At 67.0% G+C, this 13,426-nt stretch carries 11 protein-coding genes; 2 read left to right on the top strand and 9 right to left on the bottom strand.

The genetic code is table 11. From position 1 onward, the window contains the following. The 5 genes from BLQ58_RS17910 to BLQ58_RS17890 form a co-directional block, all read right to left on the bottom strand. On the bottom strand, positions 1-656 hold a 656-nt coding region (locus BLQ58_RS17910; protein WP_092600722.1), incomplete at its 3' end, for an ABC transporter ATP-binding protein. Between the two features lie 308 nt (positions 657-964). Further along, on the bottom strand, positions 965-2,632 hold the full coding sequence (locus BLQ58_RS17905; protein WP_029051217.1) for a GMC family oxidoreductase: 1,668 nt from the start codon (positions 2,630-2,632) through the stop codon (positions 965-967). Between the two features lie 87 nt (positions 2,633-2,719). Beyond that, entirely contained in the window at positions 2,720-3,631 is a 912-nt protein-coding gene (locus BLQ58_RS17900; RefSeq protein ID WP_029051218.1) for an alpha/beta hydrolase, read from the bottom strand. A gap of 58 nt (positions 3,632-3,689) precedes the next feature. Further along, entirely contained in the window at positions 3,690-4,106 is a 417-nt protein-coding gene (gene cueR, locus BLQ58_RS17895) for a Cu(I)-responsive transcriptional regulator (RefSeq protein WP_029051219.1), read from the bottom strand. Continuing rightward, the gene (locus tag BLQ58_RS17890; RefSeq protein ID WP_254776006.1) at positions 4,103-6,487 is read right to left on the bottom strand and encodes a heavy metal translocating P-type ATPase; all 2,385 of its coding nucleotides are present in this window, start codon (positions 6,485-6,487) and stop codon (positions 4,103-4,105) included. Before BLQ58_RS17890 ends, cueR begins: the two co-directional genes overlap by 4 nt. Before the next feature lie 288 nt (positions 6,488-6,775). Here BLQ58_RS17890 and BLQ58_RS17885 point away from each other — a divergent pair, with 288 nt between their 5' ends. Next, positions 6,776-6,976 carry a heavy-metal-associated domain-containing protein gene (locus BLQ58_RS17885; RefSeq protein ID WP_029051221.1) on the top strand — a complete coding sequence of 67 codons (201 nt, stop codon included), beginning with the start codon at positions 6,776-6,778 and terminating at the stop codon, positions 6,974-6,976. Positions 6,977-7,054: 78 nt separating this feature from the next. Here BLQ58_RS17885 and BLQ58_RS17880 read toward each other — a convergent pair whose 3' ends face one another. From BLQ58_RS17880 to BLQ58_RS17870, 3 genes are all read right to left on the bottom strand, one after another. Beyond that, a complete protein-coding gene (locus BLQ58_RS17880; protein ID WP_092600720.1) occupies positions 7,055-7,780 on the bottom strand; it encodes an OmpW/AlkL family protein in 726 nt (241 codons plus the stop codon). A gap of 294 nt (positions 7,781-8,074) precedes the next feature. Beyond that, the gene (locus BLQ58_RS17875; protein WP_029051396.1) at positions 8,075-9,046 is read right to left on the bottom strand and encodes a delta(1)-pyrroline-2-carboxylate reductase family protein; all 972 of its coding nucleotides are present in this window, start codon (positions 9,044-9,046) and stop codon (positions 8,075-8,077) included. Positions 9,047-9,122: 76 nt separating this feature from the next. Beyond that, positions 9,123-10,118 carry an aldo/keto reductase gene (locus BLQ58_RS17870; protein WP_029051395.1) on the bottom strand — a complete coding sequence of 332 codons (996 nt, stop codon included), beginning with the start codon at positions 10,116-10,118 and terminating at the stop codon, positions 9,123-9,125. Positions 10,119-10,240: 122 nt separating this feature from the next. Between BLQ58_RS17870 and BLQ58_RS17865 the strand changes: the two genes are divergently transcribed. Then, entirely contained in the window at positions 10,241-11,173 is a 933-nt protein-coding gene (locus BLQ58_RS17865) for a LysR family transcriptional regulator (RefSeq protein WP_029051394.1), read from the top strand. Between the two features lie 21 nt (positions 11,174-11,194). Here BLQ58_RS17865 and pbpC read toward each other — a convergent pair whose 3' ends face one another. After that, positions 11,195-13,411, bottom strand: a complete 2,217-nt coding sequence (gene pbpC, locus BLQ58_RS17860) for a penicillin-binding protein 1C (protein ID WP_049815936.1) — start codon at positions 13,409-13,411, stop codon at positions 11,195-11,197. Between the last annotated feature and the right edge of the window lie 15 nt (positions 13,412-13,426).

Genomic DNA, 13,426 nt, shown 5'->3' with positions numbered 1-13,426 from the left:
GTGATCTTGTCGGCGATCGACGACACCACGTTCATGTTGTGCTCGACCATCAGGATGGTGCGGCCAGCCGACACCTTCTTGATCAGCTGCGTCACGCGGTCCACGTCCTCGTGGCCCATGCCCTGCGTGGGCTCGTCCAGCAGCATCAGCTCGGGCTCCATCGCCAGCGTGGTGGCGATCTCCAGCGCGCGCTTGCGGCCGTACGGCAGGTTGACGGTGGTGGTCTCGGCGAACTCGGTCAGGCCCACCTGGTCCAGCAGGTCCATGGCGCGCGCGTCGAGCACGTCGAGCGACCGCTCGCTGCGCCAGAACTGGAACGCGGTGCCCAGCTGGCGCTGCAGGCCGATGCGCACGTTCTCGCGCACGGTCAGGTGCGGGAACACGGCGGAAATCTGGAACGACCGGATCACGCCGCGCCGCGCAATCTGTGCGGGCTTCTCGCGCGTGATGTCGATACCGTTGAAAAGGATGGTGCCCGTGGTGGGCTCCAGGAATTTGGTGAGCAGGTTGAAGCAAGTGGTCTTGCCCGCGCCGTTCGGTCCGATCAAGGCATGGATCGAGCCGCGACGCACGCGCAGGTTGACGTCGCTCACCGCAGTGAACCCCTTGAATTCCTTCGTGAGGTTCTTCGTTTCCAGGATGATTTCCTGAGTCATAGTCTCCTGCCCGCCCTCTTGCTGCTGCCAGGTTGTGCCCGGCTACTGACAATGGTTCGAACTTCGGCGCTTTGTCGCCATGTTTGCCGCTTTAGGTATCGGTTGGAACGGTGCGGCTACCGTGGACAGGCGCACGCGAAGTGAAGGCTGCGGCACCGTATACCGGCGACTATTGTGTGCGCCTGCTGCGTCGCAAAACATCGGGGTTTGCACTAGGCGTAATACATTACCGACGTGACAGCAATCCGATGTGCGAAGCCGTACCGACGTCTGCGGGCATCGGCTTCGCCAGGTATCGTGGAAGACCCTTAGGCCGACACCGACGTGACGATTTCAGCGGTATTTGCTGCACCGCTCGCGCGTGCCTTGCGGTCGGCGCGGATCATCTCGCTGGCCCGCTCCGCGATCATGATCGTCGGCGAGTTGGTATTGCCCGATGTAATCAGCGGCATGACCGACGCATCCACCACGCGCAGTCCGGCGATGCCGCGTACGCGCAGCCGGTTGTCCACCACCGCATCGGGGTCGTCGCCGGCGCCCATGCGACAGGTGCCCACCGGATGGAAGATCGTGGTGCCGATGGCGCCGGCCGCTTCCGCCAGCTGCTCGTCGGTCTGGAACGCAGGACCCGGCAGCCATTCGCTGGGCTGGTACGGGGCCAGCGCCGGCGATGCGACGATGCGCCGGGTCAGGCGGATCGAATCGGCGGCTACCTTGCGGTCGGCATCGGTCGACAGGTAGTTCGGCGCGATCAGCGGGGCGCGGCGGAAGTCCGCATTGTCGATATGCACGCTGCCCCGCGACGTGGGCCGCAGGTTGCAGACGCTGGCCGTGAAGGCATTGAAGTCGTGCAGCGGATCGCCAAACTTGTCCAGCGACAGCGGCTGCACGTGATATTCGACGTTGGCGCGCGCCTGGCCCTCGTCGCTGCGCGCGAACGCACCCAGCTGCGACGGCGCCATGCTCATCGGCCCGCTCTGGTTGAACGCGTACTGCAGGCCGATGCCAAGCTTGCCCCACCACTTCGAGGCACGCGTATTGAGCGTGCGCACGCCCTGCACCTTGATGACGGTACGCAGCTGCAGGTGATCCTGCAGGTTCTCGCCGACTCCGGGCAAGGCATGGCGCACGCGGATGCCCAGCGCCTGCAGCCGTTCCGGCTGCCCGATGCCCGACAGTTCGAGCACTTGCGGCGAATTGATCGCCCCGGCGGCCAGGATCACTTCTTCCGTGGCCCGCGCTTCCAGCTGCTGGCCGCCGCCCAGGTACTGCACGCCGGTGCAGCGGCGGCCGTCCGGCGCATCGAACACGAGGCCGCTGACCTGGGCGCCCGTGACGATGGTCAGGTTGGGCCGGTCCGACGCCTTGCGCAGGAATGCCTTGGCGGTGTTCCAGCGAATGCCGCGCCGCTGGTTCACCTCGAAATAGCCCACGCCGAAGTTGTCGCCGCGATTGAAGTCGCTGGTACGCGGAATGCCGGCCTGCTCGGCGGCGTCGATGAACCGCTCCAGGATGTCCCAGTGCAGCCGTTGTCCTTCCACGCGCCACTCGCCGCCAGCGCCGTGAAATTCATTGGCGCCGCGATGATGGTCTTCGCTGCGCTTGAACAACGGCAGCACGTTGTCCCAGCGCCAGCCGTCGTCACCGGTGATGCGTGCCCAGTCGTCGTAATCCTCGCGCTGCCCGCGCATGTAGATCATGCCGTTGATCGACGAGCAGCCGCCCAGCACGCGGCCGCGCGGGTATCCCAGCGAACGGCCATTGAGGCCCGCCTCCTCGACGGTGCGGTACAGCCAGTCGGTGCGGGGATTGCCGATGCAGTACAGGTAGCCCACCGGAATATGAATCCAGTGGTAGTCGTCCTTGCCCCCCGCTTCGAGCAACAGCACGTTGACATCGGCATCCTGCGTCAGGCGGTTGGCCAGCACGCAGCCGGCCGAGCCGGCGCCCACGATGATGTAGTCGTACGTCTCCATATCCCTTGCTTCCTTTGCCGGCCCTGAGGGCGCTTTTTTTTCTTGTGGAATGCCGGGCATCATCGCACGACTTGGCAGCGGCCGTCGTCAGGGCTTTGCCGGATTCTCCAGGTGCCGGCGAAGCCAGTCGGTCAGTGCCGCGAAGACTTCACCGCGCAGCGGCTCGGCTTCGTTGAAGATCTCGTGAAAGCCGCTCTCGAACCACGCCATCTCGCGCAGGTCCTCGGGTGCGTTGTCGAAGAAGGCGCGGCTACCCTGCGGATCGACGATGCGGTCGGCGCCGCCCACCAGCATCAGCATCGACGCCTCCAGCCGCGGCGCGTCAGCCTGCGCCTGCGCCATGCCGTGCAGGAACGACTCCAGCACGCTGGCGCTGATCGTACCCTGCACAAGCGGATCGGTACGATAGGCACGCGCCACTTCGGGGTCGTGCGACAGCAGATGGGCGTCGATGGGATTCGGCACACGCATACGTGGCGCCAGTGCCAGCAGCACGCGATGCAGCGTGAGCATAGTGCTGGACAACTTCAACGCCAGGGCCGGCGACGACAGGACCAGCGCCCGGATCGGCCGCACGCGAGCCGTCGCAAAACGTGCGGCCACCAGGCCGCCCATGCTGTGGCCCAGAACGATCGGCAGTTCGTGCCATTGCCGCACTGCGGCATCGTGGATTTCGGCCAGATCGTCGAGATAGCTGTCGGGATGCGGCACCACCATGCGCGGTCCGCCGCTCGCGCCATGGCCCCGGTGGTCGTAGGCCCGTACGCGCAGCCCCAGCGCGCACAACGCGGCCGCAACATGCGGATAGCGGCCACCATGCTCGGCCAGTCCATGCACGAGCAGGACGGTGCCAAGGGGGTCGGGAAAGTGCTGCGGATCGGGCAGCCAGGTACGCAGCAGCAGTTCGGTGCCATCGCGCATGCGCTGGCGCGATTCGGCCGGCGCGACGGCGGGCGCTGGCGCGCAAGCCAGCGCAAGGGCGGTCACAGGTTCGTTCATCCCAATCTCTCCTTGTTGGGACCTGCTCGTCGTTATGCTGCGGATGGCTTGCCCGCGGTCAGGAATGGCACGCCGGACAACCCGACGCCTCCGACGCCATGTCGGACAGGATCGGGCAATCGGGCCGGTCGTCGCCGCTGCAGGCCTCGGCCAGTGCGCGCAGCGTGTCGCGCATGGCGGCCAGCTCGGCAATCTTGACCTCCAGTTCCGCCACGTGCCGCAGCGTCAGCGCCTTCACGTCGGCGCTGGCCCGCCCGCGATCATGCCAGAGCGACAGCAGGTTGCGGATCTCGTCGAGCGAGAAACCGAGATTACGGGCGCGCCGCACGAAGCGCAAGGTATGCACCGCGCGTTCGTCATACCGGCGGTAGCCGCCCTCGCTGCGCGGCGGCGCATCGACCAGGCCGATCGATTCGTAGTGGCGGATCATCTTGGCGGATACGCCCGAGGCGTCCGCCGCTTCTCCGATATTCATCGCGACTCCTTCGCTTGCTGGCCCGCCAGCGGATGCCAGCGGCGCAGCAGCAGCGCGTTGCTGACCACGCTGACACTGGAAAACGCCATCGCGGCGCCCGCCACCACCGGATTGAGCAGCCCCGCCACGGCCAGCGGTATGCCGATCACGTTGTAGATGAAGGCCCAGAACAGGTTCTGGCGGATCTTGCGCACGGTGCGGTGCGACACCGCCAGCGCATCGGCCACCAGCGCGGGATCGCCACGCATCAGCGTGATGCCGGCGGCGTGCATCGCCACGTCGGTGCCCGTGGACATCGCGATGCCGACATCGGCCGCCGCCAGCGCCGGCGCGTCGTTGATGCCATCACCCACCATCGCGACCACGGCATTGCCGTCAGCCCGCAACGCCGTCACGCGGGCGGCCTTGTCCTCGGGCAATACCTCGGCCTGCACGTCGTCCAGACCCAGCACGCTGGCCACCCGAGCCGCCGCGCCGGCGTTATCGCCGGTCAGCATCACGGTGCGGATGCCGGCCTCGCGCAGCCGTGCGATGGCGGCCGCCGCGCCCGGCTTCAGCGCATCGCCAAACGCCACCAGCCCCAGCACCGAATGCGCCGCGGCGTCGATCAGCCACGATACCGTGCGCCCCTCGCCGCGCAGGCGTTCGGCATCGGCCTGCAGCGCACCCGCATCGGCGTTCAGCGACACGCGCAGCGCCTCGCTGCCCAGTTGCAGCGCCTGCCCGGCCACCACGCCGGCAATGCCACGGCCCGGCAGTGCGCGCACGTCGCTGGCCACGGGCGCCGCGATACCGCGTTCGGCCGCCAGCGTCACGACGGCACGCGCCAGCGGATGCTCGCTGCCGGCCTGCAATGCCGCGAGCCTTTCCAGCAGTGCGTTGTCGTCGCCATCGGCGGCGAGCAGCGCCACCACCTCGGGCTTGCCGACGGTCAGCGTGCCGGTCTTGTCGAACGCGACGATCGACACGCGATGCGCCACTTCCAGCGCCTCGGCGTCCTTGATCAGGATGCCTGCCCGCGCACCAGCGCCGGTGCCCGCCATGATCGCGGTGGGCGTGGCCAGGCCCAGCGCGCAGGGGCACGCGATGACCAGCACTGCCACCGCATTGAGCAGCGCCTGGCTCCAGTCGCCTGCAACCAGGCCCCAGCCCAGCAGCGTGGCCAGCGCAATGCCCAGCACCACGGGCACGAACACCGCGCTGACCTGGTCCACCATGCGCTGGATCGGCGCCTTGGCCGCCTGCGCGTGCTCGACCATGCGGATGATCCTGGCCAGCACCGTCTCGGCACCCACGGCAACGGTACGCGCGACCAGCAACCCTTCGAAATTGATCGATCCACCGGTCAGGCGGTCGCCCGGCTGCTTCGGCACCGGCAGCGACTCGCCGGTCAGCATCGATTCATCGGCTTGGCTGGAGCCGGTCACCACTTCGGCATCGACGGGAATCCGCTCGCCGGGCCGCACGATGATCTCGTCGCCCACGCGCACGTCCGCCAGCGGCACAGTCTGCTCCACGCCGTTGCGGACCACGCGCGCCGTATCGGGGCGCAGGGCGGCCAGCGCGCGGATGGCATCGGCGGTCTGGCGCTTGGCGCGCACCTCCAGCCACTTGCCGAGCCGCACCAGCGTGATGACGACCGCGGCGCTTTCGAAGTAGAGGTGAGGCATGGCGCCGGGCCCGGCATCGAACATCTGCCAGATCGACAGCGCATAGGCGGCCGACGTACCCAGTGCCACCAGCAGGTCCATATTGCCCGCGCGGGCGCGCACGGCCTTGTAGCCGGCCTTGTAGAAGCGCCAGCCGAACACGAACTGCACCGGTGTGGCCAGCAGCCATTGCAGCCAGCCCGGCAGCATCGCGTGGATGCCGAACCATTCCAGGACCATCGGCGCCACCAGCGGCAGCGACAGCGCGGCGGAGATCGCCACGGGCCACGGACCGGACCAGAAATCGGCCTGCCGCGCTTCCGTACCCGACGCAGCGGCTGCCGCATCGACCACCGGCTTCGCGCCATAACCGGCGCGCGTCACGGAAGCGGCAAGCGTCGCGGCGTCGACCGTTCCGCGCAGCACCGTTACGGTGGCGCGCTCGGTCGCCAGGTTGACCTGGGCGTCCTGCACGCCGGGTACGGCCCGCAGCGCACGCTCCACGCGGCCCACGCACGACGCGCAGGTCATGTCGTCGATATCGAGTTCGACCTCGTCGCGCGGCACGTCGTAGCCCGCATCGGCCACGGCCTGCGCGGCGGCGGACAGTGCCGCGCCGCTTTCGACATGCAGCGTGGCCTGCTCCGTGGCCAGGTTCACGGCCACGTCATGCACGCCGGGCACCTTCGCCAGCGCACGCTCGACGCGGCCCACGCAAGACGCGCAGGTCATGCCCTCGACAGGCAGGCGCCACTCGGCCCCGCCGACGGCATTCCGGGCGGCATTCGGCGTGGTGTTCGGGACGGGACTCAGGGACGACGCAGGTGTGGACATGGACGAAATCCGGCAAGGCGCACGGGGCGCGACAACTGTACTGTGGACCTTACCATCATTGGAAGGTCAAGGCCTGCCGCGTTATTTCGCCGTCACCATCGCGGGGCTTGCGCTTCCCACCGTAGGAAGGTTCATACTGCTTCCAAAGGCGTTTCCGGTCTCAAATCGTTAACAAGGAGTCACACCATGATCCACTTCCAGGTCGAAGGCATGTCCTGCAACCACTGCGTCGGCGCGATCACCCGCGCGGTACAGGCCGTCGATCCGGCCGCCCACGTGGCCGCCGACGTGCCAGCCCAGTCAGTCAAGGTCGAATCGGCCGCGGATCGGCAGGCGCTGCAGCAAGCCATTGAAGATGCCGGCTACCCTGTGAAGTCGGTGGCCTGATATCCATCCGGCCCGCGCCAATGAAAAAGGGCACCCTCGGGTGCCCTTTTCGCCATCTGGTGTCTGGTCCGGGAAGGATCAGAACTTGTAGCCGACGTGCAGGAACGTCACCACCGGATCGATCTTGATCTTGGTATGCGACTCGACCTTGGCGCCGTTGGCCAGCGTGGTCGTGAAGTTGGCCGTGGCCGAGATCGGCACGTACGATACCGAGAAGCCAACGAACCACTTCTCGTTGATGGCGTAGTTCGCGCCAACGTTGAACACCGGGTTCCACGACGAACTGGCGGTAGCCGTCATGGTCGAGCCCGGGCCAAACTCGCGCTGCACGAAGGTCTGGTTCGTGACCGTCTCGCCGGTGAACCAGGTGTAGTTCACACCCACGCCCACGTACGGACGGAACTTGGTCTTGGCGTCGAAGAAGTGCCACTTGGCGACGATGGCCGGGCTCCACTGACGCACTTCGCCGAGCTTGCCGTACTGCGCATAGCCGCGGTCGCCGCTGACATCGTGCTTGGGCGGGATGCCGACCACGAATTCGGCAGAGAGGTTGTCGGTGAAGAAGTGCCCGAACGTCAGGCCGGCGGTGTCGGCGCCGTCGATCTTGGCGCCGGTGTTCGGGCGCTGCACGCCGGCCGGACGGCCAGCGATCGAATCGATCGTCAGCAGTTGCGAGTCGCCCGTGGGCATTACGCGCATCCAGCCAAGACTCACTACGTTAGTGCCCGCGGACTGGGCCTGTGCGGCGCCAGCCATTGCCATGGCGGCACCCGCCATCAGCATGTTCTTATAGATCTTTTTCATTGTTCCTCTTACTCCATCCTCTTTCTTCTGAATACAGCCACTGCTGGCGGCAATTATCCTGCGCGGCTTGCGCGGACTGTTTCAAACACGGGACGGGATGATAGAAGAAATGCCCTAAAGACAGGGTTAACCCAAAAGGTGGACACGGATTTCCGCGTTTTTGCATCCAAAACGACGCGTCAGCACAACGGTTCTGTTTCACAAATGAAAAACCACTCATAGAGAGTGGTTTTATTACTGCATAGCCGAATTCTCAAACACGTGTTCGGACGATATCCGGACGCCAGGCCCACGTCACTTCTGGCTGGCGAGGATGCAGGCAGCGAGGTCCCACAGCGCATAGCCCACGCTCTTGAACACCAGCGGACTGCCGGTTCGCGTACGCAGGGTGTCGGCGTCCAGAATGGCCGTCTCGAACGGCTGCACCGTGTTCCAGTCGATACCCGCCTGCAGCAGATCGCCCGCCTCGTCTTCGATACCGAACAGCGTGTCGGCCAGCAGGCGACCCAGAGCCGATGCCGTTTGGCACAGTTGCGGCGGCAGTTCGCACATATCGGGCCGGAACGCGCCGACGGCCGCCACGAAATGGCGGTCGGTCCAGAGCCCGCTGTCCAGATCGGGCAGCACCGGCGACCGGCTCGATGTCACGGTAACCACCATCGACACCCGGGGCAGCACCGCCGCGACGTCGTCGATCACGTCGGCCGCCACGCCTAGCGCACGGGCTTGCGCAGCCAGCGCCTCGGCCTTGTCGCGCGTGCGCGACTGCAGCCAGACCTTGCGCACGGGCAGGCCGGCCACGAAAGCTTCGAGATGGGTTTGCGCCTGCACGCCCGCACCGACGATCAGCAGTTCCCCGTCAATCATCGGTGCGAACGATTGCGCTGCCAGCAACGAAACGGCGGCGGTGCGCCGCCCGGTGACGGTCGGGCCGTCGAGCATGGCGATCCGCTCGCCGGTATGCGCGTTCGCCACCAAAACTTCGCCCAGGATATTGGGCAGGCCCCGCTGGGGATTGTCCGGATGCACGGTGATGTTCTTGGTCATCACGATGTCGCGGTTGCACGCCGGCATCACCAGCAGCGTGCCCTGCCCGCGCGCGGCGTCGCCCACGGGCAGCGCAATGCGCGGCGGCGCCATCGCGGTGCCGTCGCGTAGTTCACCGAGCATCGACCCTATGGCCTGGGCAAGCGCGGGATACGGCAGGCGTGCCGCGGTGGCGGCGGCATCCAGGGCAGTCAGCGGGACGGACGGCTTAGCAGTCATCGGTGTCGGGCCAGTACAGGCAAAAAGAAACGAAGGCCGACATTGTCGCCCAGCCGGGCCCGCCACCGGGCGCCGATCAGCGGGACAGCAGCGACATCACCTGTTCGGCGTAACGCGTACCCGCCGCTGCGCCCAGCGGGAACACCGCGTCGATATCGGCCAGATCGCGCGCAGACAGTGTGACGTTTAGTGCGCCCAGATTGTCGTCGAGATTGGCGATACGCCGCGTGCCGGGAATCGGCACCACATGTTCGCCGCGCGTCAGCACCCAGGCCAGCGCCAGTTGCGCCGCCGTGCATCCCTTGGCTGCGGCCAGCTCGCGCACGGCATCCACGAGTTTCAGGTTGCGGGCGAAGTTTTCGCCGGTAAAGCGCGGATTGGTGCGGCGGTAGTCGTCCGGCGCGAAATCGTCGGGCGTACGGATGGCGCCGGTCAGGAAGCCGCGTCCCAGCGGGCTGTATGGCACGAAGCCGATGCCCAGCCGCTGGCAGATGGCGAGAATGCCGTTCTCGTCCACGTCGCGCGTCCACAGCGAGTATTCGGTCTGCAGGGCCGTCACCGGGTGCACCGCATGGGCCCGCTCGATGGTGGCCGCGCCGGCCTCTGACAAGCCGATCCAGCGCACCTTGCCGGCCTTGACCAGATCGGCCATCGCGCCGACGGTGTCCTCGATTGGCGTGTCCGGGTCCACGCGATGCTGGTAATACAGGTCGATATGATCGACGCCCAGCCGCTTCAGGCTGGCATCGCAAGACGCCCGGACATACTCCGGACGCCCGTTGGCACCCCGCGCGCCCGGATTGGCGGGATCGCGCACGATGCCGAACTTGGTGGCCAGCACCACCTGGTCGCGCCGCCCGGCCAGTGCGCGGCCCACCAGCTGCTCGTTGGTATGCGGGCCGTATATATCTGCCGTATCGATAAAGTTGACGCCATTATCGATAGCATGATGAATCGTACGAATGGATTCGGTGTCGTCGTGGGCACCATAGAACTCGCTCATGCCCATGCAGCCCAGGCCCAGGGGAAAGACTTCGGGGCCAACCTGCCCCAGCTTGCGCATTGCCGTCATCGGAAAACTCCTTGTGGTTTCAGGTCACGGCGGGCACCAGAACGATCAGAGCGTCCCAACCGCATGCGTGCCAGTATCGCGATCCCCTGCATCGGGAAACAGCGTGCTACGCTGCACGCATCATGAAGCCTGACTTCACAATCGATCCCGATTCGCTACCTGCACTGGCCGCCTTCACGCGCGTGGCGCAACTTGGCGGCTTCACCGCTGCCGCTGCTGCGCTGGGCGTCAGCCCTTCGGCGATTTCCCAGACCGTGCGCCATCTGGAAGACCGGCTGGGCGTGCGCCTGCTGCAACGCACGACGCGCCGCGTGGGCCTGACAGAGGCCGGCGCCGCCCTGCTGGCGCGCGTGGCACCGGCGCTGGCCGAAATTCATGCCGCCACCGACGACGTACGCCAGCAACGCGACGTACCGGTGGGCACGCTGCGGCTCACCAGTTCGCATTCCGCGGTGGTTATCGCGCTGCGCCCGATCCTGACCGATTTCATGCATGCGTACCCGTCGATATGCGTCGACCTGGTGACCGACGACCGCTTCATCGACCTGATCGCCGAAGGTTTCGATGCCGGTCTGCGCCTGGGCGAAGCACTGCAGCAGGATATGGTCGCAATTCCTGTCACTGGCCCACTGCGCATGGTGGTGGCGGCCTCGCCCGACTACCTGGCCGCCCACGGCACGCCCGAAACGCCCCATGACCTGCATCGGCATGCCTGCCTGCAATATCGCTTCGGGCCCACGGGGTCGATGTACCGCTGGGAATTTTCGCGGGCGGGCGGTCGCCCGTTCACTGTCGACACACGCACAGCGCTGATCGCCAACGACAAGACCATGCTGCATCAGGCCGCACTGGCAGGGCTGGGGCTGGTGTACGAGTTTCCGCACCATATCGCCGGGGCGCTGGGGTCGGGGGCGCTGGTCACCGTGCTCGATGCCTGGACGCCGCCGTTCTCGGGCTTCTATCTCTACTACCCGAGCCGCGCGCTGATGCCGCCCAAGCTGCGCGTGTTCGTCGATTTCCTCAAGGCGCGCGAACTGCCGCAATCCCCGCTGTAACGTCCGGCCGGCCGCGCGGCATCAACGCCGCTGCGACACCTTCTGCGCCTTGGTCTCGCGCACGCTGGCGCCGCGCACTTCGATGCCGATCTCATGCACCACCTTGCCGCCGGCATCCACCAGCTGCACACGATGCCGTCCCGGCCATGGCAGCCAGCCAACCTGCCCCCCCTTGCCCAGCGGTTTGCCGTCCATGCGCCATGTCACGGCGCTGGCGGTCTGGCCGGTCAGCCCATCGGCATGGAACCAGACGCGCTGCGCCGCCGGCGGGATATCGGGATCGAGGGCGAAGATCGTGCCGTCCGCCGGGCTGGCAATGGCGGGCGTGCCTTGCGTCTTCCCGGGTTTGCCGATGCGGATGTGCGGCACGGCCGTACCCGCCAGGAATACCTCGTCACGCGCGGGCTCCAGGTCGTCATCGAAATCCACCGCCACACGCTCCACACCGGCCGGCATCGCTGGCGCCCGGCTTGGCTTGCCACGGTGCAGTGCCTCCATGACTTCGTGCCACACGGGCGCCGCGCCGGATACCCCCGATACGTCGTGCATGCTCGCCCCGCTGGCGTTGCCCGCCCATACGCCAACCGTGTAGGCCTGCGACCATCCCACGCACCAGTTATCGCGCATATCCTTGCTGGTGCCGGTCTTCACCGCCGTCCAGAAACGCGTCGTCAGCGGACTGTCGAGCCCGAACGTGCGTGCGCGGGCATGGCGGTCCGACAGCACATCGCCGATCACATACGTGGCGCCTGGCATCATCACCGCGCGCCTTGCGGGACTCGCGGCACCCATCGTCGTACGTGGCAACGAGTACGCGCCCGCATTGGCGAAAGTACGATACGCATTGGTCAGCGACAGCAGCGACACATCGGCACTGCCCAGCGCCAGGCTGTAGCCGTAGTAGTCGCCCGACTGGGTTAGCGGCAGACCCAGCGACACCAGCCGGCGATGGAAGCGATGCGGGGTCACCATCACCAGCGAGCGCACGGCCGGCACGTTGAGCGACGACCCAAGCGCGGCACGCAGGCTGACCCAGCCGGCATAGCGATGATCGTAGTTCTGCGGAATATAGAGGCCCCCGCCGGTCGGCAGGTTGACCGGGCGATCGTCGAGCAACGATGCGGCGGTGAGCCGGCGTTCCTCGATCGCCTGCGCATAGAGAAACGGCTTCAGCGTCGACCCGGCCTGCCGCAGCGCAGCCGCATGATCGACCTGCGCCGCCGCCGACAGCACGCCTGACGACCCCACATAAGCCAGCACGTCGCCGCTGGCGTTGTCGATCACCACCACCGCACCGTCCTCGGCATTGCGGCCGGCCAGTTCGCGCAGGTGGCGATCCAGGCTATCCGACGCCACGCGCTGCAGTTCAGCGTCGAGCGTCGATACGATGCGCGGCGGCAGCGGTTTTCCCGCCGGCGTCGCAAGCCGTGCCTGGGCCACCAGTTGCCGTGCCAGATGCGGCGCGAGGTTGATGTCGCGGCGCGCGTTCATCGCATCGCCCCCCGCGCCGGACGACTTCGCCAGGACCAGTGTGGTAAAGCCGTCGAGCCCGTCGCATTCGCGTGGCAGCTTCATGTCGCGCAAGATGCCGCACGCCCGCTTCGACACCTGCAGTGCCGACGCATTCGGGCTGCGCACCAGCGCCACCGCCACCGCCGACTCGCGCGCGTCAAGCCCGCTCGGCACCTTGCCGAACAGTGTCTGCGACATCGCCGACAGCCCCACCAGTTCGCCCCGGAACGGCACCAGGTTCAGGTACGCCTCCAGGATCTGATCCTTGCTCCAGCCGCGCTCCAGCGACGACGCACTGACAACCTGCCCCAACTTCTGCCCGAAACTGCGGCCACGGCCCGCCCGCAGGTCGGCGTCGAGCAGGCCCGCAAGCTGCATCGTCAGTGTCGATGCCCCGCGCGTGCGCGTGTTCCACAGGTTGGCCCACGCCGCGGCGGCCACGCCCTGCCAGTCCACCCCGCTATGCGCATAGAAGCGCCTGTCCTCGGACAGCACGATGGCCGTGCGCAAGGCCGGCGACGTATCGGCCAGCGTCACCCAGTCGCCGCGCCGCGCCTGGAAGTCGTCACGCACGCGCGCCACCGTCTGCCCGTGCCGATCCGTGACGACGATATCGGCACTGCGCCAGTTGTCGCGCACTTCACGGAAACCGGGCACGGCATGGGCCGTGCCTGCCGACCACAGCAGCAGGCCTGTCACCACCCATGCACTTCGCTTCAATCGCATGCTTCGTCCTGCCTT

The sequence above is a fragment of the Ralstonia sp. 25mfcol4.1 genome, from assembly GCF_900104095.1.
Classification (GTDB): Bacteria; Pseudomonadota; Gammaproteobacteria; order Burkholderiales; family Burkholderiaceae; genus Cupriavidus.
Note: the sequence above shows the minus strand (reverse complement) of the source record. Positions and strands in the feature narration are given on the sequence as shown.